Source organism: Alicyclobacillus vulcanalis (genome assembly GCF_900156755.1).
Lineage (GTDB): Bacteria > Bacillota > Bacilli > Alicyclobacillales > Alicyclobacillaceae > Alicyclobacillus > Alicyclobacillus vulcanalis.
On sequence record NZ_FTOO01000001.1, the window covers coordinates 83,830 to 106,063 of the forward strand.

18 protein-coding genes and 2 tRNA genes are annotated in these 22,234 nt (G+C 56.4%); 17 read left to right on the forward strand and 3 right to left on the reverse strand.

What is annotated here, in order from left to right; all coding sequences use genetic code 11:
* Positions 1–20: 20 nt before the first annotated feature.
* The 9 genes from BW934_RS00465 (at position 21) to BW934_RS00510 (ending at position 10,183) form a co-directional block, all read left to right on the forward strand.
* Positions 21–758, forward strand: a complete 738-nt coding sequence (locus BW934_RS00465; protein WP_076343989.1) for a ComF family protein — start codon at positions 21–23, stop codon at positions 756–758.
* Between the two features lie 159 nt (positions 759–917).
* Positions 918–1,301 (forward strand): TIGR03826 family flagellar region protein, encoded by a 384-nt coding sequence (locus tag BW934_RS00470; RefSeq protein WP_076344641.1) that lies wholly within the window; start codon positions 918–920, stop codon positions 1,299–1,301.
* Between the two features lie 108 nt (positions 1,302–1,409).
* Positions 1,410–1,862, forward strand: coding sequence for a sigma-70 RNA polymerase sigma factor region 4 domain-containing protein (locus tag BW934_RS00475; RefSeq protein WP_234969427.1), 453 nt, complete (start codon positions 1,410–1,412; stop codon positions 1,860–1,862).
* A 224-nt stretch (positions 1,863–2,086) separates the two neighbouring features.
* Positions 2,087–2,284 carry a flagellar biosynthesis anti-sigma factor FlgM gene (locus BW934_RS15415; protein WP_076343993.1) on the forward strand — a complete coding sequence of 66 codons (198 nt, stop codon included), beginning with the start codon at positions 2,087–2,089 and terminating at the stop codon, positions 2,282–2,284.
* A gap of 295 nt (positions 2,285–2,579) precedes the next feature.
* A complete protein-coding gene (flgK, locus tag BW934_RS00490) occupies positions 2,580–3,998 on the forward strand; it encodes a flagellar hook-associated protein FlgK (protein WP_076343997.1) in 1,419 nt (472 codons plus the stop codon).
* 20 nt (positions 3,999–4,018) lie between these two features.
* The gene (locus BW934_RS00495; RefSeq protein ID WP_076343999.1) at positions 4,019–4,987 is read left to right on the forward strand and encodes a flagellin N-terminal helical domain-containing protein; all 969 of its coding nucleotides are present in this window, start codon (positions 4,019–4,021) and stop codon (positions 4,985–4,987) included.
* An 85-nt stretch (positions 4,988–5,072) separates the two neighbouring features.
* The gene (locus BW934_RS00500; RefSeq protein WP_076344001.1) at positions 5,073–5,930 is read left to right on the forward strand and encodes a flagellin N-terminal helical domain-containing protein; all 858 of its coding nucleotides are present in this window, start codon (positions 5,073–5,075) and stop codon (positions 5,928–5,930) included.
* A gap of 71 nt (positions 5,931–6,001) precedes the next feature.
* A complete protein-coding gene (fliD, locus tag BW934_RS00505; protein WP_076344003.1) occupies positions 6,002–7,594 on the forward strand; it encodes a flagellar filament capping protein FliD in 1,593 nt (530 codons plus the stop codon).
* A 324-nt stretch (positions 7,595–7,918) separates the two neighbouring features.
* Positions 7,919–10,183: a glycosyltransferase family 2 protein gene (locus BW934_RS00510; RefSeq protein ID WP_076344005.1), complete on the forward strand. Its 2,265-nt coding sequence runs from the start codon at positions 7,919–7,921 to the stop codon at positions 10,181–10,183.
* Positions 10,184–10,191: 8 nt separating this feature from the next.
* On the opposite strand, the gene BW934_RS00515 is transcribed toward BW934_RS00510, so the two are convergent.
* Entirely contained in the window at positions 10,192–11,076 is an 885-nt protein-coding gene (locus BW934_RS00515; RefSeq protein WP_076344007.1) for a class I SAM-dependent methyltransferase, read from the reverse strand.
* Between the two features lie 109 nt (positions 11,077–11,185).
* Between BW934_RS00515 and hpf the strand changes: the two genes are divergently transcribed.
* On the forward strand, positions 11,186–11,755 hold the full coding sequence (gene hpf, locus BW934_RS00520; protein WP_076344009.1) for a ribosome hibernation-promoting factor, HPF/YfiA family: 570 nt from the start codon (positions 11,186–11,188) through the stop codon (positions 11,753–11,755).
* A 100-nt stretch (positions 11,756–11,855) separates the two neighbouring features.
* On the opposite strand, the gene glf is transcribed toward hpf, so the two are convergent.
* A complete protein-coding gene (gene glf, locus BW934_RS00525) occupies positions 11,856–12,950 on the reverse strand; it encodes a UDP-galactopyranose mutase (RefSeq protein ID WP_076344011.1) in 1,095 nt (364 codons plus the stop codon).
* A 78-nt stretch (positions 12,951–13,028) separates the two neighbouring features.
* Entirely contained in the window at positions 13,029–13,907 is an 879-nt protein-coding gene (locus tag BW934_RS00530; protein ID WP_076344013.1) for a glycosyltransferase family 2 protein, read from the reverse strand.
* Between the two features lie 162 nt (positions 13,908–14,069).
* Between BW934_RS00530 and secA the strand changes: the two genes are divergently transcribed.
* The 7 genes from secA to BW934_RS00565 all read left to right on the forward strand — a co-directional run bounded on the left by secA (position 14,070) and on the right by BW934_RS00565 (position 22,000).
* The gene (gene secA, locus BW934_RS00535) at positions 14,070–16,460 is read left to right on the forward strand and encodes a preprotein translocase subunit SecA (RefSeq protein WP_076344015.1); all 2,391 of its coding nucleotides are present in this window, start codon (positions 14,070–14,072) and stop codon (positions 16,458–16,460) included.
* A gap of 180 nt (positions 16,461–16,640) precedes the next feature.
* Positions 16,641–17,793, forward strand: a protein-coding gene (gene prfB / locus BW934_RS00540) for a peptide chain release factor 2 (protein ID WP_200805700.1) whose coding sequence is annotated in 2 segments (ribosomal slippage) — positions 16,641–16,718 and positions 16,720–17,793 — 1,152 coding nt in all. Because the reading frame shifts where the segments join, the coding sequence is not laid out codon by codon here.
* 117 nt (positions 17,794–17,910) lie between these two features.
* Positions 17,911–19,473, forward strand: coding sequence for a glucose-6-phosphate dehydrogenase (gene zwf, locus BW934_RS00545; RefSeq protein ID WP_076344019.1), 1,563 nt, complete (start codon positions 17,911–17,913; stop codon positions 19,471–19,473).
* Positions 19,474–20,124 carry a cyclase family protein gene (locus tag BW934_RS00550; RefSeq protein WP_076344021.1) on the forward strand — a complete coding sequence of 217 codons (651 nt, stop codon included), beginning with the start codon at positions 19,474–19,476 and terminating at the stop codon, positions 20,122–20,124. It begins immediately after the preceding gene.
* A 105-nt stretch (positions 20,125–20,229) separates the two neighbouring features.
* A tRNA-Ile gene (locus tag BW934_RS00555) sits at positions 20,230–20,303 on the forward strand.
* 321 nt (positions 20,304–20,624) lie between these two features.
* Positions 20,625–21,515, forward strand: a complete 891-nt coding sequence (locus tag BW934_RS00560; protein ID WP_234969429.1) for an SdpI family protein — start codon at positions 20,625–20,627, stop codon at positions 21,513–21,515.
* Positions 21,516–21,926: 411 nt separating this feature from the next.
* Positions 21,927–22,000, forward strand: a tRNA-Gly gene (locus BW934_RS00565).
* The last annotated feature ends 234 nt before the right edge of the window (positions 22,001–22,234 follow it).

Sequence of the window (22,234 nt, forward strand, 5' to 3'; positions counted from 1 at the left end):
GCGACGAAGGGAGGGCCCCCATGCCACGCGCGTACACGATGCCGTTTCTCGCACAGCGCCTGATCCAACAGGCGCTGAACTGGATCTTCCCCTCCAATGAAGAACCCTGTCCCGTCTGCAGCCGCCCCATTCCGGCCAGGCTCGCCGACAGCCAGGCACCGCGCCCGGACGGCATGCGCACACTCTGCGCCTTCTGTCAGCAAAATCTCGCACTCGTGCCCATTCAGGCGCAGGTTCTGCGGCTTCGCGCAGCAGGCCGCCCCATGATCGTCGCGAGCGCCCTCGTGTACGACCACTTCGTCCGCACCCTCATCCGCGCGTTGAAGTACGATCGCGTCGTCGAGATCGCCCCCTTCTTCGCCTCGGCGCTCGCCGCCACGCGCGGCGCGCACCCGCCGGCGGACGTCGTGGTGCCCGTGCCGACGGCGCCGGATCGCCTCCGCATGCGCGGGTACGATCACGTCCTGCTCGTGGCGCGGGCGTTTGCGCGCGCCGACAGTCTGCCCCTCAAGCCCTGTTTAGCGCGCCTTGGGTCGTCTGGTCACACTCGCTCCCAGACCGCGAAAGACAAACTCCGCCGCCTGCGCGAGCTCGAGGGCCAGTTCGTCGCCATGGATGCAGGCGGCATCCGCGGGCGGCGCGTGTTGCTCGTCGACGACGTCATCACCACAGGCGCGACGATCACGACGTGCGCGCATGTGCTCTACGCTGCCGGCGCGCGGGAGGTGCATGCGGCCGTGATCGCGCGCGTGGAGTGACGGGGGCGCGTGGGCGGTGCGGCGGTGGCCTTGGATGGGCCGACCGCGTGGGCGATGCGGCGATGGCGTGGGGTAAGCGCCGTCAGGAAGGGCCAACCACCGCGCGGCAATGGCGTGGCAGGATTTTGTCGAGCGAGCGCGAATCATGACGGTGGAGGGATGCCTGTGGCCATCGCCAACTGCCGACGGTGCGGAAAACTGTACAACCGCGTGGGGCGCGACATTTGCCCCGATTGCATGAAGCAAGAGGACGAGCATCTCACAGCCATCCGGGCGTATTTGCGCCAGCACCCGCTGGCCAACATCTACGAGGTATCCAACGGCACCGGCGTGCCGTATGACGAGATCGTCCAGTTTTTGAGGGACGGCAGGCTTCTGTTGCGCAACAACCCGAACATGGTGTACCCGTGCGATCGCTGTGGCACGCCGACGCAGTCGGGCAGGCTCTGCGCGAATTGCGCGAAGGAGATGGCACGAGAGCTGCGCCCCGGCCAGCGACCTGATGGTCGCGATCGTAATCCTGGATTTTACAGCAAGCCTTGAACGGCATCGGGAGATGAGGCGTGATTGGACAACACGGTGTCACTAGATGCCTACATACCCTATATCCAAAGATTGGCAAGGCGTCTGATTCGGTATCGGAGAAGCGCGATGATAGATGAACAAGACTTGATTTCTTCGGCGATTACGGCTCTGTGGCAGCGATCACAACAGCGCGAGGTCGATGATCGATACGCCAAGCAAGTCATTAAATATGCAATGCTGACGGTGTTGCGCAATTCTGCACTCCTAAAGATGCCGAAATCCACCCCCATGGCACAAGCCATCCAAGCCTATCAGCGTGCTTGCGACGTTCAAAGCGCTGAGTATGTCGCTGTCGAAGATCCGATGGAAAGATGGGAAAATGAAGAACTAGTTCGTCAGGCGGCCTTAAAAATTTCGGAGTTGCGTCGAGAAGATCAGATCCTACTTTCCTTAATTTTTGTGGAATCCCTGAGCTTCCAAGAAGCTGCGGATGTTTTGAATCAAACGAAGGCTCAGGTCTACCATCGATATCAGTCTCTCCTTCGACAGCTTCGAACTTCGCTTGGCTTGGCGCAGTGAAGACGGAGACTCAGGCGAGCGCAGTAGCGTATGCGCAGAGGATGCTCACTGCGAAAAGAAGGTCTGCATGAAGGGCCATTTGTCTGGAACAGACAGATGGCTTCTTTCTATGTTGGCCGCATATCACGGCAGAAGGTAAGGCAACTTCGCAAAAAAATTTTATGAGCCCCGCGAACGATCGCAACAAACAGGACGTTGTACAGAGTGAGGAAGGTGAGGAACGAATGGTTTCTCCATCGGGTGCGCCTGGCCGAATCCCGGAGGACGTAAACACGCAGAGCGTAACCGCACGTGTATCGTCAACGAAGTTTGACCATATCCGCGACTTACAGCAGAAGATTGCCAGCGGGCAATATCAGATCGATGTCGATCGCATCGCGCAAGGCATGATTCAGCGAGGCGTGTTGAACAACAATGGATAAAGTTGAAATCGCCCTCACAAAGCTCGAATTGCTCACAGAGGAAATAGTAGCGTGCCTTCGGAATGCGGATGTGTCCAGTTTATTGGTCTTGATGTCAAGGCAATGTACTCTTATGGAGCAATTGGCCAAACAACAGGTGGGTTCCGAGCATCATGAGCGGCTCCGTCACATCGCAGATCTCGTGGGGTTGCAGCAACGGCTGATCGAGCAAGGACTCCATCTCTCGACTGCATTTCTAAATCGGCTTTATCAATACGTTCGTTTCTCAGAGTGGGCGTGAAGGACGGGAAAGGGAATGGGCATACCGACGTTTTCGCCGCTGTACGTAGGTTTATCTGGTTTGCAGGCGATGCAAGAAGCTCAGAGTGTCGTTGGGAATAACATCGATAACGCGAACACGCCTGGCTATGCTCAGGAGTCCGTCAACTTTGTCGAGGCCAGTCCCTATCCGCCCATCCCGGGACCCGGTCCTTTCGTTGGGGGGCAGTTCGGGCAAGGTGTGCTGGTGCAGTCTGTCACTCGCCAAGACGATTGGTTCTACGATGAACAGGATTGGGCGAATCAGAGCTCATATCAGATGTACACCACTTACAGTACTGTACTAACTCAGGTAGAAGGTATCGTGAATGAGCCCAGTTCTACCAGTTTGCAGAACGCGCTTGATCAATTCTTTTCCGCCTGGCAGACGCTTTCGACGGATCCGTCCAACACAGGGGCTAAGCAAGCCGTTATCTCGCAGGGGCAAGTGCTTGCACAGACCTTTAATATGGTGAGTTCTCAGTTGCAGAGCACACAGCAGGATGTGTTGAACCAGGTCAACAGCCAGTTTCAACAACTTCAACAGTATGCTCAGCAGCTGTCATCTGTCCAAACCCAGATTCAGAAAATCGCGCAACAAAATGTGTCGGGTTCTCCGGTGTCGAATCCAAACACATTGTTGGACGAGCAGAGCGCAATCATTGACAAGATGTCGCAACTTGCGAACCTCACGTTGAGTCAAAATGCGGACGGTACGATTTCGGTGAGTGTCGGCTCGGGACCGCAGGCCATTTCGATGGCGCAGATGGAAACGGGCGCGACGGTCTCTGACGCTGGTGGACAGTTGCAGCTTACCGTCGGTAGTCAGACGGTTCCCTTGTCCTCGGTTGTCCAAGGAGGACAAATTGCTGGAAACGCGCAGGGCTACGGGGAAATCTCGGGGTTGCTGAATCAGCTTACGCAGTATGAAGACGCCTTGGCCTCGCAGGTCAACGCAGCGCTCGGAAACCAAACCTTTTTTGACGCCCCATCAAGCGGAGGTTCCTTTGCGGTGGACGCTGGCATGACCGTCGCCACATTGCAGACCGGGCCGAGCGGTGCGTCTGGGGACAACCGTTATGCGCTCAACGTCGTCAATCTGCAAACGACTCCAACGTCACTTTCCTGGGTCGATGGGACAGGCTCTACGCAGACCGAATCAGGCACATTCGACCAATTGCTTGGCAGTATGGTTTCCCAACTCGGGACGCTCGCAGCGGGTGTGAGTCAGAATGCCACGACCGCGAACGCTCTGCTGCAGCAATCGACGCAACTTCGTCAATCGGTGTCGAGTGTCTCGATTGACGAGCAGGCGACGTACATGATCGCATTTCAAAACGCCTACGCGGCGGCGGCGAAATACATTGCGACCTTTCAAACCATGTTAAACAGTCTCATGAACATGGTTCAGTCATGACCCGTGTGGGGTGAGCTGCGGTGCGCGTCACCACATCCATGGAACAGGCTCAGTTTCTCTTTAATCTCGAAAACATCAACACGGCAATGCAGAAGGTTCAGCAGCAACTCTCGACCGGAAAGACGTTGAACCTGCCGCAGGATGATCCCGTCGCGGTCTCTCAGGATATGAGCTTGACCGCGGAAGTATCTCAGGTTCAAGCGGGGTTGTCGACGGTCTCTTCGGCTTTGTCTTGGATGAATGCAACGCAATCAGCCATGCAAGGCATGGTGTCGCAACTCCAGCAGATTCAGTCAAACCTTGAAGGAGCGTTGAATGGGCCCAATCAGAGTTCGGGGGATCTCTCCGGCTATTCGGCGACCGTGTCTCAGCTTGTGCAAGGCATTTATCAAATTGCCGATGAAACGGTGGGCAACCGGTATCTCTTTGGAGGACAGGCGGACGACACAGCGCCGACGACGTACCTTTTGAGTCCAGGAAGTTCTATCCCGAACGGGGCGGGTCCGAGTGCTTCCGCAGGAACGAATTACAATCCGTTCGATGATGCACAGGCGAGTCCACCGAACGTAAACGAGCAGATCGCTCCCGGGATACAAATACGGACGACCGTCACAGCATATGACATCTTTCTCACGACACCCCAAGGAGGAACGCGTAATCTTCGTGATACGCTCTCAGCGATTCAGTCCGACCTTCAGTCAGGAAATACTGGAGCCTTACGTCAAGATTTAAGCGACTTGCAGGCGAATTTAAATCAAGTGATCAACTTGAACGCTGCGCTCGGTTCGCGCATTCAGCGAATGACGGCGGCTCAAAACCAGATGACCCAATTTCAGACGAATCTCACGAACTTGAAGGGGGGGATTGAAGGGGCAGATATGGCGCAGGTGATGACGCAGTTCTCTACGGATCAAGTGATCTACGAAGCTGCGCTGCAAATGGGCGCCCAAATCTTGCTCCCATCACTCATCAACTATCTGCCTTCATGACTTTTGTGGTTCATAAAAAAGAAGCGCGCCAAAGCGCGCGCGGCCATCCGTCCCAACAGAAAACACTGAGAAGGAGGCAATACTCATGTCCCTGAACTTTAGTGTAAACAACAATGCGTCCGCCGCAAGCATTCTGTCCAATCTCCAGTACGTCAACAATCAAATCAACACGTCCTATCAACAACTTTCCACTGGTAATCGCATCAACAGTGCAGCGGATGATCCGGCAGGCTACGCCATTTCTCAACAAATGACGTCTCAGGTGAACGCCCTAAACCAAGCCATTCAGAATGCGCAGAACGGTATCAGCATGTTGCAAACCGCTTCTGGCGCCATGAACCAAATTACCTCCATCCTGCAGACGATGAACACGCTCGCGGTTGAGGCGGCGAACGGTACGGAGAATTCGACGGATCTGCAGAACTTGGACCAAGAATTTGTCGCGCTGCAGAAACAGATCAACAATATTGCCTCACAGACCAAGTTCAATACCATGACCCTGCTCGATGGTTCGTTTGCATCGACAGGTATCATCTTCCAAATTAATACCGACTCGACGACCAACTCGGAGCTGTCGGTTACGATTGCGGACGTCCAAATTTCGTCCTTGTTTACTGGCGTTTCGCTTGGCTCTGATGGCTATCTTCACATCACATCCCAAGCGGCGGCGACCGCGGCCATTTCCGTGGTCCAGGCAGCGATTACGTCGTTGTCCGCTTACCAGGCCAACATTGGTGCGGTACAAGACCAGCTGAATTACACGGTTTCGAACCTGCAAAATACGGCCAACAATCTTCAGAATGCCGACTCCACCATCACCAACACTGATATGGCGCAAGCTTATACGCAATTCAGCCAGGAGCAGGTGTTGCAGCAGGTTGGCCTGGCGATGCTCTCTCAGGCCGATCAGCAGCCAGACGCAATCCTGAAGCTGCTCCAATAAGATAGGCCCGAAGTGTGTTCATGCGATCCCGGCTTAACTTAAAGTCGGGATCGCGACGAGGAGGTGGGCGTATGAGTATGAATATTTCATCGAGTAATTCCAGCAATCTGCAAACGGCAGCAAGTTTACTGCAGCAGTTGAACACCATTTCAAATCCAGCAGGCACGGGCTTGCCTGTGTCACAGTATGTACAGGATTTGCAAGAGATTTTGCAACAAGAGCTGGAGGCACCCATTCAGAATCAGATATCCACGCTTCAGTCGCAGCAAAATGCGTACAGCGCTTTGCAATCAGCTTTGCAGACGTTTCAACAAGCTACCGAGACGCTTGCGAGTTTGCAGAGCTGGAGTACGACATCTGCCTCATCCACGAATTCAAGCGTGGCCACCGTATCCGTTTCTCCAGGGGCGAATGTGGGGACCTACAACATTCAGGTTACCCAATTGGCCCAGGCAGAAATGCAAGTGCAGACCGCAAATATGCAAACATCCGCTACTGGGACATCCTCACTGACTGCGGGGACTTTGTCTATTCAGCCCACCCAACTAAACAACGGACAGGCTGTTCAAATTTCCATTTCGTCTGGTGAGTCCCTTCAGGACATTGCGAACGCTGTTAATCAGTATACACAGCAGACGGGCGTTGCGGCGTCCGTGGTGTCCAACGGGCAGGGGGCATATTTTCTGGCGCTTTCATCTATTCAAACAGGATCCAATTATGGATTTCAGGTGACGGACACCGTGAGTGGTGGATCCGGGGGGCAATTTGGCTTTCAAACCCTCTCCAATGCTCAGGATGCGGAGATTGTTCTAGGCTCTTCGTCCGGGACATCATCTTCCGGCTCGTCTGGAACCACGGTCACGTTGACTTCATCGACAAATACCTTTCAAAACATGATTCCCGGCTTGACCATCAATGCGATTTCGACGGGGTCCACCACGGTCTCGGTTGTTCAGAATACAAGCGGAGCCAAGAGCGCCGTGACGACGTGGATGAACGCATACAATACACTCGTGGATACCCTCCGACAAGACACTGCATATACCGCGCCATCGTCTGGAGCAACAAATGGGAGCAGCCCGACCGTCGGCCCGCTGTTCGGGGATCCGCTCGCTCAGAGCATGGTGTCCGAATTGGCGTCACAAGCCATGCAAGCTGTCAGTGCAGTCAATAGCCAAATGAATTCGCTCGCCTCGATTGGAATTGTGTTGGATCCTAGCAGTGGCCACCTGGAGTTTCAATCGCCGAGTGGGTTTTCGAGTGCGGCCGGGACTTTGCCCGACGGGCAGCAAATGTTTGACCAAGCGCTGACGAACAACTTGTCGGATGTGGAGCAACTTTTCGGCGTGGTCAATACAACGGCCTCGCAAGCCATACCGACTTCGGGAGTTTTAGGGAATCTGTATAACTATATCAACGTGTTGCTGGAGGGAAACCCAAATGGCACCGGTCAGTCTCCTATCTCAACGGCTGTACAGTCCCTGTCCCAACAACAGTCGACGTTGCAAAACTATTTGAACACGGTACAGCAACAAATTCAGCAGCGGGTTCAGGAATACGAAGCTCAGCTCAACCAACTGAACGAGGTCATGGCGCAGATGCAGGCACAAATGCAACAGTTATCCGCGATGTTCGGACAGAGCTCGAATAAAACGACTGGGTGAGGAGGGCATCCATGACTCCGGGTGTATCTCCGTCTCTTTATGACCTGGGGAATCGTGTACTCGCAGCCCTACGAGCGGGCAAGTTCGAATTGGCAAATGAGCTCGCGCGACAATGGAGAGATGCCATAGACGCAGGCGCCCCGCACAGTTGGGATGACGGCCGCCGACTCCTCCTTCAAACAGCCGCTATTTTGGCGTGTATCGCGGAGGAGCGGAATCGGGTTCGAGCTCGAGTCGGGACATTGCGGCAGGCTGCACTCGTGTCGCGGGCGTACGTCACCCACATGTCAACCGAGACCCCGACGAGAAAGGACGTTGCGTGCGATGCGGTTGTCCGCCTGTATGATTGTCAAAGATGAGGCTCATGTCATCAAGCGATGCCTCGAATCTCTCCGCGATGTGGCAGACGAAGTCGTGATTGTGGACACGGGATCGACCGACGCAACGCGTGAGATAGCGGAGTCCTTTGGCGCCAAGGTCTACGAGTTCGTGTGGACTGGTGACTTCAGTGCGGCGCGAAACATGGCGCTTGAACACGCTTATGGCGATTACGTCCTTGTCATAGACGCGGATGAATTTCTGCCGAAGGACGACGGGCTCCGCTTGCGTCAAGCGGTGGAGCGCGGCGAAGCGGACGCATTCACTGTGGATATTATTAACTATCTTGGATCAGTACGACGTTTTATTCGTTCTCCTGGCGTACGTGTGGTCAGAGTGTTTCGTCGAGGCTTTCGCTACCGTGGAATCATCCATGAGCAAATCTTGCATGACCTCGTGGAAGCAGGAGCACACATTGAGATGCTCGATGTGGAACTGCACCATCTTGGTTATTTAGAGGAATTCATCAAATTAAAAAACAAGTCAGAGCGCAATATCCAGCTTCTCGAAAAAGAACTTGCTGATCATCCGGAAGATCTGTTCCATGTGACGAACTTAATGGCTGAATATGGAAGATTAGGACAAAACGGTGATATCATTCGTATAGGCGAACCGATGGTTGAGAAGGTGCGGCCGGAGCATTTTGCGCGGCAATCCCATCTCATTCTCCGCCTTTACAGAATGCTCATGACCGCGTACGGTGAGCTGGGAGATATGAACAAGCTGCAGGAATTTGGTACGCGAGCCATGCGGATTTTTCCGAATGCCGCAGACCTCCCTTATACCTTGGGTGTATATGCTCTCAAGCATCGGCGGTTGCGTCAGGCGCGCGCAGCTTTTGAACAGGCGCTGGAGATCGGAGAGCCTAAGGTGCATCTTGTGGATTCCGTTCCTGGCTCGGGATCGTACGCGGCTCATGCGAAGCTCGGGGAAGTGTGGGTATATCTGGGTGATCTCATTGCGGCTAGGCGTCATTTCTTTCAAAGTTTGCGTGCGTATCCCCGACAGGAGCGGTTGTACGCGTTTGTTGCGGGCGTCGTGCCGATTCGCGAACGGGGTGTTTATGCGCAGCTCAAGGAGATGGCCAGGCATGATCCACTCTGCTTGACGTTTGCAACTTGGGCCGGCGTGTTATGGGGCGTTCCAGACTCATTCGAGGACGTAGCCACTTTGCCCGTGATGCCCGAGACGGCAGCGATTGTTGCAAAACTGAAAGCAGCTGTGGCTCTGCGGCAGTCCGTCGATGCGAGTGCCTTTGCAGGCGACTCGCTTGGGCTTCGCGAATACAAGTGGCTTCAGTTGCTCGCATCGCTGGATCAGGAGATGGATATTCCAGAACTGGATTTCGAGGAAGATGCGAGATACCATGCGCTTCGCCCGTGGTTGCTCGATGAACAAGTTCCCAAGAAACTGGCGCCTCTTTTCGATGATCTCCTGCTTGCTTCGGCATACCGCACCCTTTACAAGTGGATGCCTAAAGCCGCGGATCGCGACGACTGGTTTGTGCATGCCGTGTGCTCGCCCTTGGCAGAGGGCATGAGTTGCGTCGACTGGAAAGGCGGACTACCTTGGGAGATAGAACTGCGGGCCATGCGTGCTTTCTCGAAGAAGAACTTCGAGCAAAGTGCCGTGGAATTGGAGCGAGCGCTCGACTTTGAGCCAACGGTTCGCAAGATTATCATTGAAACCGACTTGGCTCTCGTGTACCAGAATGTGCAGCACGCTCAGACCATTGTTCGGCAGGCCCTTATCGCATTCCCTTCGTCGGAACTTCTTCACGCTGTGGCAGCCAAGCTGCAAATGGCGAGCCGCCGCGTGCCTTCTTTGGATGAACTGTTGGAAGGTGATCTGGAAGTGAACCCGCATCGAGCGTATCAAGGATCGGTCAAAGCCATGCCGCTCAAGGCGAAAATCGTGAAGCTCCATGAGCGGGCCTGTGAATGCGTTGACGAGATCCGTAGGCTTGTGGAATCCGAAGATATTATGGGCGCTCGCCGCTACATCGAGTACGTTCAAGATATCACGGCGTTCTTACGAAGCAACCTTGACCTCACCTATGAGGCAGCCAGGGCAGCCGATGCATCTTACGCATATTACTACCGTATGCTTGTGGATTGGTATCTCCAACCTGCGAAGGTGAAGGAACAGTACGAAGAAATGCGAACGTTTTGGGCTTCCTGGGCGCAGACATGGGAGAAAGTGGAGGCGTGATCGAGCGATCACGCCTTTCGTGCGATAATGGCTATCTCTGTTTGAATGTTAAACTGGGGTCCGGTCTCTTCAAGGTTGGCTTGGTCCATAAGCTTTTGAAATTGCACCTCATCCACGATTCCCGATTCGATGAGCTGCTTCCGTCTGGCTTGCCACTGTGCCAGTAACACATGCTTAGTGCGCTTATCTGGCGTGGACTGATAGCGTGAAGTCGGCAGCACAAGCGTTTGCACAACGTCCATCCCCGCTTGATCAACCCAAGACGCCAGCTTGCGACCTACGGTGCGGTCGCCGCCCTGTGTAAATTGAAGTTCGATGAGCTTCGTCTTGACAGTTGACAAGGCTGGGGGATCTGGCGGATACGCAAGGGAGAGACCATCGTCCACGTCGATGAGACACAAGATTCCTCCCGTTCGGAGATTGCGGGCCGCTTGAACAACCGCTTTCTCTGGTTCTCGCAGGTGTTGCAGGACAAATCTCGCGCAAATCACGTCCATGGGGTACGGCAACTCGAACGTCGTCACGTCGGTTACGGTAAACTCAAGCACACTAGAGGGGTGTAATGCACCCGCTTGTCTGGCTAGAGCTTCGAAAGAGCGACACGCGTCTATGGCTTCGTGATTTCTATCCAATCCCCAAATGTGTACGGGATAAAGGCTGGCTAAATCGAATACGAGCGCGCCATAACCGCAGCCTAAGTCGGCGACGTATCCGCCATCCGTCAAGGGAAGGGTAGACAGTAGGGCCCGGCGTGTCGCGGACGTGTACACCGTTTGGAGGAGGAGCCACCGCTCTTCCGTAGGCACCTCGGATAGAAATTCATTCCACATCTGATCGAGTTTTTGAAGTCGTTTATAGGCGGGAAGAGTTGTTCCGTGCTCTGGTCGACTCATCTTGACACTCCCTTTGCTAAACTTGGAACAACGAAAACGATGCGCTGCACCATTTTGTTTTTGTGGAGTTCGCTCTATAATGGGAGCACCCCAAAAGGAGGCGTTGCCCATGAAGGTTCAAGTTCACGGCGACAACATTGCTGTCACGTCGGCATTGCACCAGTACGTCGACAAACGGATCAGTCGCTTGGCGCGATTCTTCGAGGGCGAGAATGACAAGCATGTCTACGTCACGATGGCTGTCGAAGGAACGGACCACCGTGTCGAAATGACGGTATATGCCTATGGTGTGATTTTTAGAGTAGAAGAAAAATCCCCCGATATGTATGCCTCCATAGACCTCGCAGCAGATCGACTTGAAGAGCAAATCCATCGTTATAAAGACAAGCTCACGGTTTCCCGAAGGCAGCGGTCTCGGACCGGACGGGAGAGTGACGCTTTGTATCAACAAAGGGTCGTCCTAGCCAAGACGGATGAACTTGACGTCAGTGATGAATTTCGAGTGGTTCGAGTCAAGCGGTTCGCGATGAAGCCTATGACCGTGCAAGAAGCCATTTTGCAAATGAATTTACTTGGCCATGACTTCTTCGTGTTCACCAACGCCGACACGGACGAAATGAACGTGGTTTACAGAAGAAAAAACGGCGACTACGGGCTAATTGAACCCGACGGCATATGAGCAAGTCGACTCAAGGGCGAAGCATTTGAGACGTCACCGAGCCCGTCTGCACGTCGGACGGGCTCAACGTTTCCTGGAGCGCTCTGACGAACTGTAAGGGTCATCGGGCGAGCACAGTATCTACAAAGTGGAGAGCCTGTGCCACCACTTGATCCATATTATAGTATTGATACGTCCCGAGGCGTCCAAGAAAATGCACGCGTTCCTCCTTGCGAGCAAGCGTCTGATACTGAAGGTAGAGTCGCTGGCTTTCGTCACTTGGCACGGGATAATACGGATCTCCGTCTGACTGTGGAAACTCGTACATGAGCACGGTTTTTGAATGGGATTGTCCAGTTAAGTGTTTCATTTCCGTAACACGCGTGAAGTCGTATTCGTTTGGCCAGTTGATGGTCGCCACTGGCTGCACAAACTCAGTGTCGTGATACGCGAGCTGAAAAGACAGCGATCGGTACGGGAGCTTGCCGAATCGAAAATCATAGTATTCGTCGATAGGGCCGGTCCACACCAATGTATCGTAGTCAATGCTGCCTCTCAACTCACGAAAGTCTGTCCCAAGCAGAATGTGAATGTTGGGGTGGCTCAACATGCGCTCCACCATCTTTGTGTATCCATGCGAAGGGATACCTTGATAGCGATCTGTGAAATACCGATCATCTCGATTCATTCGAATCGCAATTCGGCCACAAACCGAGGGTGCAAGAGCTTCTGGATTAAGCCCCCACTGTTTTTTCGTGTAGTTTTTAAAAATTTTTTCGTATACACGGGTGCCCATTCGACTCACAACGACGTCTCGAGAATTCTCGACGCGAGGCACAGCCACGATGTCCTGCTGGATGAGAGACGGTAGACGCGGCTCGTCAACACTGACATGATAGAGAGCGGCAATGGTGTCCAGGTTGACTGGCACGGGCACAAGCTGGCCGTCCACCATCGCTCGAACTCTATGCTGATAAATGCGCCACGACGTAAATTGACTCAGATAGTGAAAGACGCGCTCACTGTTGGTGTGAAAAATATGCGGACCGTATCGGTGAATGAAAAGCCCGTGCTCGTCGTATTCATCGTAAGCGTTGCCGGCAATGTGGCGGCGTCGCTCCACGACGAGGACACTCATGCCCAGTTGTCGCGCGGCCCGTTCTGCGACCGTAGCACCACATAGACCAGCACCCACAACGATGAGATCGAATCGCAACCGAAACCCCTCCGGAACCAGGATGGTTTTTCAAAGGAATAACGTGTAATTTATTCATTCGTAACGAGCGTGCACACGTCATATGAAGATTTGATGTTCAATGAGGAACATCGCGATTTGCCGATTCGAAAGCGACGAGCGCGCCAAATGACTAAACAGTCGCTCCCGAGTGGCGTCGCGCATCTGACGGGCAATTATTTGCTCTTCTGAGGACATCAAATGTGCATATTCGCTCAGAATAATCTCGGTCGCCCGACATTGATCGATCAAACTTGCGAGAGGGTCTTTTTGTGAATTACCTGCGTTGTGAATTCGATAATAGCCAAGGGCTTCAGACACGAACACGCACTTGGCGCCATGAAGCAAAAAGGATACGTGTCGAAGCCAATCGTGTGAGATACGCAAGCGTCGATCTTCAATACCACAGTCGAGAAAAAGTGAGCGACGGTAAATGGCGCGCGGGCTGATGTGCACGCCTTGGAGAATCATCTTTCGAAGGAGATCCGGGTTGCTTGGAAACGTGTGATCTTCTCCTCCAAATATAAAGCGAAAGGAGGGATGTCGTGGTTGTCCGTATAATCGAGTCTGCCGAGGTACGTCTCCTTCCAAGGCGAAAAGGTCAGAGAAGCCGATGTCCGCTCCGTTCATCTCCATCGCTTCAATGACCCGAGAACTGTACTGTGGCATGAGAACGTCGTCTGCGTCGAGGAACGTGAGGTATTCGCCATTCGCGTGTAAAAGACCAAAATTGTATGTATAGTTGGCGCCTCGATTGACGCCGTTCCGAAATAAGTGCACGCCTCGATCGCAGTAATGTTCGACAATCTGTGCGGTTTGGTCGGATGAACCGTCGTCAACAACCAAGATTTCCTTCGGCTCGTAGGTTTGACGTACGGCGGATTCCAAGGTTTCGCGTATCCACCGTTCCGCGTTGTACGCAGGAATGACGATAGACAAGAGTCTGTTTCCCTTCAATACAGTTCACTCCGTTTGTTGATCCGCGATGTTTGCAACCATTCTACCTTGATAATACACATTTCCTTGTGCGTTGTCTGCGGTTAGAGAATGGGGTAGAATGAGGCTTTAGAAGTTCACCGCACATGGGGGTGTGACCGTTCGGTGGGACTCCTCAAACAGGTCTTCAACTCGAACGAACGTGAAATTGCCCGATTGCGCCGCATGGTGGATCGGATCAACGCATTAGAATCCCAATTTGAATCGATGTCGGATGAGGAACTGCGCTCGATGACGGCCAAGTTCCGCGAGCGGCTCGCAAACGGCGAAAAGTTGGACAATCTTTTGTACGAAGCCTTTGCCGTGGTTCGCGAAGCCGCGAAGCGGGTGCTGGGTCAGCGTCATTTTGACGTGCAGCTCATGGGCGGCATCGTGTTGCACGAAGGCCGCGTGGCCGAGATGAAGACGGGCGAAGGTAAGACGCTCGTCGCGACGCTTCCGGCGTACTTGAACGCGCTGACCGGCGAAGGCGTGCACGTCGTCACGGTCAACGATTATCTCGCGAAGCGCGACGCGGAGTACACGGGGAAGGTGCATCGATTCCTGGGCCTCACGGTCGGCTACAACGGTCCCGACATGACGCCGGCGCAGAAGCGCGAGGCGTACCGCGCGGACATCACGTACGGAACCAATAACGAGTTTGGGTTTGACTATCTGCGCGACAACATGGTGATGTCGCTCGAGGACATGGTCCAGCGCAAGCTGCACTACGCCATCGTCGACGAGGTGGACTCTATCCTGATCGATGAGGCGAGGACGCCGCTCATCATCTCGGGACCGGCTGAAAAGTCGGCCGATTTGTATTTTCGCGCGGATATGCTGGTGCGCCGCCTGAAGCCGGGCGAAGATTACGAAGTCGACGAAAAGATGCGCACCGCCAACCTGACGGAGTCGGGCGTGAAAAAGGCGGAGCAGTTCTTCCGCGTGGAGAATCTGTTTGATCCGGAAAACGTCACCTTGATGCACCACATCACGCAGGCGCTGAAGGCACACGGCCTCATGAAGCGCGACAAGGATTACGTCGTGATCGGCGACGAGGTACACATCGTTGACGAGTTCACGGGCCGCATCCTGCACGGGCGCCGGTACAGCGAGGGCCTGCATCAGGCCATCGAGGCGAAGGAGGGCGTCAAGGTTCAGAATGAGTCGAAGACGCTCGCGACCATCACCCTCCAGAACTACTTCCGCATGTACGAGAAGCTGGCCGGCATGACGGGCACCGCGAAGACGGAGGAGAAGGAATTCATCGAGATCTACGGCATGGACGTCGTGGTCATCCCGACCAACCGACCCATGATTCGCACGGATCTCGACGACGTCGTGTACAAGACGGAGCGGGCCAAGTTCCGTGCGGTGGTCGAAGAGGTGGCGCGTCGGCATGCCAAGGGGCAGCCGGTGCTCGTCGGCACCACGTCCATTGAGAAGTCGGAGCTTCTCTCGCGCATGCTGCACGAGCGCGGGATCCCGCACCAGGTATTGAATGCCAAGCATCACGAGCGAGAGGCCGAGATCGTCGCGCTCGCGGGTCAACGCGGCATGGTCACCATCGCGACCAACATGGCGGGGCGCGGCACGGACATCATCCTCGGCGAGGGCGTCGCGGAACTCGGCGGCCTGCACATCATCGGCACGGAGCGGCACGAGAGTCGGCGGATCGACAACCAGCTTCGCGGCCGCGCCGGGCGCCAAGGAGATCCGGGATCTTCGCAGTTTTTCCTCTCGCTCGAGGACGACTTGCTGCGCCTCTTCGGTTCGGACAACATCAAGCGGCTGATGGATCGGCTTGGCCTCGAAGAGGATCAGCCCATCGAGCAAAAGATGCTCACCAATGCCCTTGAGCGCGCGCAGAAGAAGGTGGAGGGCAACAACTACGACCTCCGCAAGCACGTGCTCCGTTACGACGACGTGCTGAATAAGCAGCGTGAGGTCATTTACCGCCAACGCAGGCAAATCCTTGAACGGGAAGACCTGCGCGGCATTGTCGAGGGCATGCTTGAAGATCTGATCGATCACATGCTCGAGGTCTATTGCTCCGAGGAGCAGGTGCCGGAGGACTGGGATCTGCAGGCGCTCGTTCAGTACGCGGAGCACCACTTCCTGAACCCGGGCCAGGTGACGGTCGACGAGCTCCGAAAGCTGGATCGCGACGAGATCAAGGAACGCCTCCTTGAGCTTGGCAAGGCGAATTACGACAAGCGGCGCGAGGAGCTGGGCGAGATTATGCACCAGCTCGAGCGACTTGTCCTGCTTCGAGCCGTGGACTCCAAGTGGATGGATCACATCGACGCGATGGACCAATTCCGCCAGAGCGTGCACCTGCGATCGTATGGACAGGCGGATCCGCTCGTCATCTATCAGAAAGAGGGCTTCGAGATGTTTGAGGCCATGATCCATTCCATTGAGGAAGAGGTCATCCTGTACGTGTTCAAGGCGAACGTCCAGGCGGTTCCACAGCAGCCGGTGGCGCACGGCGCCGTGCCCGTTCAGGGGGGCTGAGGCGACCGAAGCAGGCGGTCCTCTCATGCGGATGAGAGCAGAGCGGCAGGCGGCGCCCTTGAAACGATTGCGCCCACGGGCGGAATGGTGCGTGGCGGCTGACCGCCGCCCAGCCTGCGCACGCGGCGGCCTGCCGTTTGATACAATAACGAGCGAAACACCGCAAGGAGTGATGGAGCAATGGCAGAGACGTACGGCGAGCTTCGCCAGGAACTGAAGAGTATGGCCACGCGGTTGGCGGACTTCGGGAGGTCTCTTTGACGTCGCGGGCAAAGAACACCGCATCGCGACGCTCGAGGCCCTGATGGCCGCGCCCGACTTCTGGGACAATCCCGACCGCGCTCAGAAGATCATCTCCGAGATGAACGGCGTCAAATCCGTCGTCGACACGATGAAGCGCCTCGAATCGCTTCATCAGGACGCCGAGGTGGCGCTGCAGTTGGCGCAGGAGGAGGACGATCACGACCTCTTCGCCGAGGCCAACCGATTGGCGGATCAGCTGAAGTCGGAGATGGACGCGTTTGAGCTGCAGCTCATGCTGTCGGGCGAGTACGACAAGAACAACGCGATCCTGGAACTTCATCCCGGGGCGGGCGGAACGGAGTCGCAGGACTGGGCGTCGATGCTTCTCCGCATGTATACGCGTTGGGCGGAAGACCACGGTTATAAGGTCGAGGTGCTTGACTATCTGCCAGGCGAAGAAGCGGGCACGAAGAGCGCTACGCTTCTCATCAAGGGGCACAACGCCTACGGCTATCTGAAGGCCGAAAAGGGCGTGCACCGCTTGGTCCGCATCTCTCCCTTTGACGCGTCGGGACGGCGCCACACGTCGTTTGCGTCGGTCGATGTGATTCCGGAGATCGCTGAGGATGACCAGTCCATCGAGATCCGACCGGAGGAACTCCGGATCGACACCTACCGTTCCACCGGTGCCGGCGGTCAGCACGTGAATACCACGGACTCAGCGGTGCGCATTACGCACATTCCCACCGGCATTGTCGTGACATGCCAGAGCGAGCGGTCCCAAATTCAAAACCGAGCCCGCGCGATGGAGATCCTCAAGTCGCGCTTGGCGGCGAAGCGCCGCGAGGAGCGGGAGCAGGAGCTCGCGCAGTTGCGCGGCGAGCAAAAGGAGATCGCCTGGGGCAGCCAAATTCGGTCGTATGTCTTTCATCCGTATTCGCTGGTGAAGGACCACCGCACGAATCACGAGACGTCGAACACGCAGGCCGTCATGGACGGCGAGATCGACCCCTTCATTCATGCGTACCTTCGCTGGGAACTCGCGCGTCAGCAGGCCCGCGAGGGCGATGCCGTGCGGGATGCGACATAACATCTGTCCAAAAATCGAAGACTAGGGCCGAGCGGGCATCCGCTCGGCCTCTGTATGTCCGTGACGACTTTGTGTAGAATGGAAGCGGACTGATATACAAAGAGGAGATGGAGTGCTATGGGAGTGGAGAGCCAGGTCAACACCCGCAGGCAGGTGCCGCCGCACGTGTTTGTGCTGTTCGGCGCGACGGGCGATCTCGCCCACCGCAAGTTGTTCCCAGCCCTGTATCAGCTCGAGAAGAAGGGGCTTTTGCCGGACGGCATGAGCATCGTGGGGACCGCGCGCCGCAGTTACACCGATGAGACGTTCCGCGGCGAGGTGAAGAAGGCGCTCGATGCCTTTGTGAAAGAAGGGATCGAGGCGGATGTGTGGGCGCGACTCGCGCCGCGCATTCACTACATCGCGGGCAACGTGGATAACGAAGACGACTTCCGCAAGCTCGCCGATTTCGTGGGCGAGATCGAGAAAGAAAAGGACCACGGCGGGAACCGCCTGTTCTATCTGTCGATGGCGCCGCGCTTTTTCGGGGAAACGGCACTCAATCTGAAGAAGGCGGGGCTCGCCGACACGAAGGGCTGGCGCAGGCTCATCATCGAGAAGCCGTTTGGGCATGACTACCAGTCCGCTGCTCAGTTGAACCAAGAGTTGTCCACCGCCTTTTCGGAAGATGAGATTTTCCGCATCGACCACTATCTCGGTAAGGAGATGGTCCAGAACATCGAGGTGATTCGCTTCGCGAACTCGATGTTTGGCCCGCTCTGGGACAACCGGTCCATCTCGTGCGTGCAAATTACGTCGAGTGAAACGGTCGGCGTGGAGGACCGCGCCTCGTATTATGAAACGGCGGGCGCGCTCCGCGATATGGTGCAGAACCACATGCTGCAGATGGTGATGATGGTGGCAATGGAGCCGCCGAGCCGCCTGCATACCGAGGCCATCCGCGACGAGAAGGTCAAGGTGCTGCGATCGCTCCGAGCCTACCGGGAGGACGAAGTGAGCCAGTACGTCGTGCGGGGTCAGTATGCCGCGGGCGAGATCGACGGCAAGGCGGTGCCGGGTTATCGCGAGGAGCCAGGGGTTGCGCCGGACTCGAAGACGGAAACGTTCGTGGCGGCGAAACTGTTCATCGACAACTTCCGGTGGGCTGGGGTGCCGTTCTACATCCGCACCGGCAAGCGGATGCCGAAGAAGTCGACCGAGATCGTGATTCAGTTCCGCAACATGCCGGAACACCTGTACTTCAATCAGAACGGGAAGCTCGGGCCGAACCTGCTTGTCATTCGCATCAACCCGGTGGAGGGCATGTATCTGCAGCTCAACGTCAAGCGCCCGGGCACCGAGAATGTCGTCGTCCCGGTGGCACTCGAGTTCAGCCAGCCAGCCGACAAATCGCCAGAGGCCTACGAGCGACTGTTGCACGACGCCATGCACGGCGACTCCACCTTCTTCACCCGCTGGGACGAGGTGGCGCTCGCGTGGAAGTTTGTCGATCCCATCGCGCACGCGTTTGCCGAAGATCGCGTGCCGCTCGACACGTACAAGGCCGGCACCTGGGGCCCAAAGGCATCCGACGATCTCGTCCAACCCAACCCAGGCCTGTGGTGGCCGCTCTATGGCAATGAGTCGCCCATGCAGGACCTGGAGCGTTCGGTCGGCCATCTCGTGGAGGTGCAGCGCTAAATGGTCAAGGTTTACGACGTCAGCATGCTCATCCACGAGGGGATGCAGGTCTATAAGAACAAGGACGAGAAGCGCCCCAAGTTCGAGACGACGTCCGACTTCACGACCGGATCTGCACATGAGACTCGGTTGCACATGGATGCGCACACGGGTACGCACGTCGACGCGGAGCTTCACATGATCCCGGGCGGCAAGACGATTGAAGCGGTTCGGTTGGACAAGTTGATTGGCCCGTGCCGGGTCATTGACTTGACGGGTGTCACGGACGGGATCGGCCGGGACGACTTGGAGAGCCATGGGCCGAAGGCCGGAGAGTTTCTCCTGTTCAAGACGAGAAATTCGTTTGAAGAGGCGTTTAACTTTGAGTTCATCTATCTGAAGGAAGACGGCGCGCAGTATCTCGCGGAGGTGGGCGTGCGCGTCGTGGGGACAGACGGGCTCGGCGTCGAACGTTCGCAGCCGAGTCATGCCACGCACGTGACCTTGTTGTCGAGGGAGATTGTGGTGCTCGAGGGGCTTCGACTCAAGGATGTTCCGCCGGGCGAATATTTCATGGTTGCGCTGCCGCTCAAGTTGACGGGAATCGATGCCGCGCCTGCGCGCGTCGTCCTGTTCGAGGGCGTGGAGGTCGGGCCTGTCACACTCGCCTGACGGAGCCGAGGGAGCATGGGCGCCGCATGGCTTCGAGCCATGCGGTGCGTTCCTTCGAGCAGTGACAACATGGTCCCTATGTGATATACTGTGAAAAGAAAGCGAGGGCCCATAGCTCAGTTGGTCAGAGCGGCCGGCTCATAACCGGTTGGTCCCAGGTTCAAGCCCTGGTGGGCCCATTATCGTTGGGGAGCGCCCCGAATCACCCGGTGACGGGACGGATTCGGGGCCATGTGCTTTTGAGAAGCTGAGACAAGATTCATGAGCCGAACATGCATGCGTATCCTGAACAGGAAAAGGCGTGGAGGTGAGCGAAGTCACTTGTGGTGCTTGCGCTTGTTGCGCGCGACCACAAGGACGCGTTGTCCCGGCGAAAGCACGATGACCACGGGCTTTGTTCGCTTTTCCATGATCTCATCGTCCTCCTTCCTTATAGAGTGATGCATTCTATGAGGTGTCCCGTGTGTTGTCCACGGCACATGTGCGAAGGGGTGGCCAAGATGCCGACAGGTGTTGGATATGAGCCCTCGTTCAGTTTCGCTTTGCGCAGTCCAAGTCTCTGGATTTGTCTCGGCGTTGCCGTGCTGTTGTTCGTGACCGGCATGTTCGCGCGCCGCATGTTTTTGCGACACGGCCGCGGTGGCTTGTTGGAACGGGTCATCCTTCCCTTTGCGCCAGCCTTTTTGATGGTGTTGACCGCCATCTACAACATCGTGGTCATTTTGCGAAGCGGTTGGCGCGTGGTTCACGGGATCCTTCAGATTCGCACGAGCGGCGGCATCGCCGAAGTGGATCTCGCGCGCGCTCATGCCGCTTGGGTGAGTGCCAGTGGTCCGTATGGGCTCGCCGAGCGCCTCATGGGCACGAGCGCGCCGGGCTATCAGGACGGCGTCTTTCGCTTGAATAACGGCCAAGTTGCGAACGTGTACGTCGTGCAGGGCTCTCCGACACTCGCTCTTTCCGATGGCCACAGGTTCGTGGTTCTCGGAACCCCAGGGGTGGATGAGCTTGCGCGAGCCGCGCACATGGGAGCGCTCGCACCGGCACCCGCGCTTGGCGCAATCCAGCTACATCCCGTCGCGGCCGCCCTCACGCTCGCCCTGACCACCGCCATCCTCATGGTTCACATGGCTTTGTGGCAAAGGTATCAACCGCGCGTGCCGGATCGCGTGACGTCGCACTGGGACGTGACCGGGCAAGCCAATGGATGGATGCGAAAGGATGTCTTTTACCGGTGGGGTATCGGCCTGAGCATCGCGCTCGGCGTCATCTTCACCTGCATCTCCGTGACGACGTGGATGGGCTGCTTGATAGGGGCCTTTGTGCAGCTTCTCCTGATTCTTGTCTGGGACATGGTTTGGCGGCACAACGTGCGAGCATCGGCCGCGTGAGGAGGGGGTACTTGTACCCACATCGTGCGGTACGCGGCGAATACCGCGTCGGAACGGCACCGCACGCCGTATCGTGGTGGTGATCCTCACGGAGGGAGGGACGACCATGTACGGCGGTTGCTTTGGTGCCTATACGCAGTGGGCCGTCGTGTTTCTGATCATCTTCGTGCTGTTCTTCTTGCTCGTGCCGGCCTACAACAACGCCTACTGACGAAGTGGGTGTGACGAGGCCAGGGTTGCAGGGACGATCACGGCCGTCGGCACGATGTGCGCAGGCTTCGCGCCATGGAGACGGCAGGCTGCGTTCGAAGCGGCCTGCCGCATGGTCCACACACGTGGCTTCCGCCCCGAACGCGGAAGGTTTGCACTTGAATCCATACCACGAATCTGGTATTGTCTATGTCGTGACGCGCGGGTGTAGTTCAACGGTAGAACTCCAGCCTTCCAAGCTGGCGGCGGGGGTTCGACTCCCCTCACCCGCTCCATAGGGCACGGGCCGCTTCTCCGGAATGGGGAGGCGGCCTTTTCGTTTGCCTCCGAACATGCCCTGACCCTTGGCCGAGCGCGACCTCTCGACCCTGCACAACATCGCGCTGAGCGCCGTGAGGCCAGATTTGCGCGGTCCTCTTCCCAGCCGCGTGCAGGCAGGTGAAGCCGGACGCCCTTCACGTGGGTCTTGACACCTATATACCCGTATGGGTATATAGGTGTCAGTACGG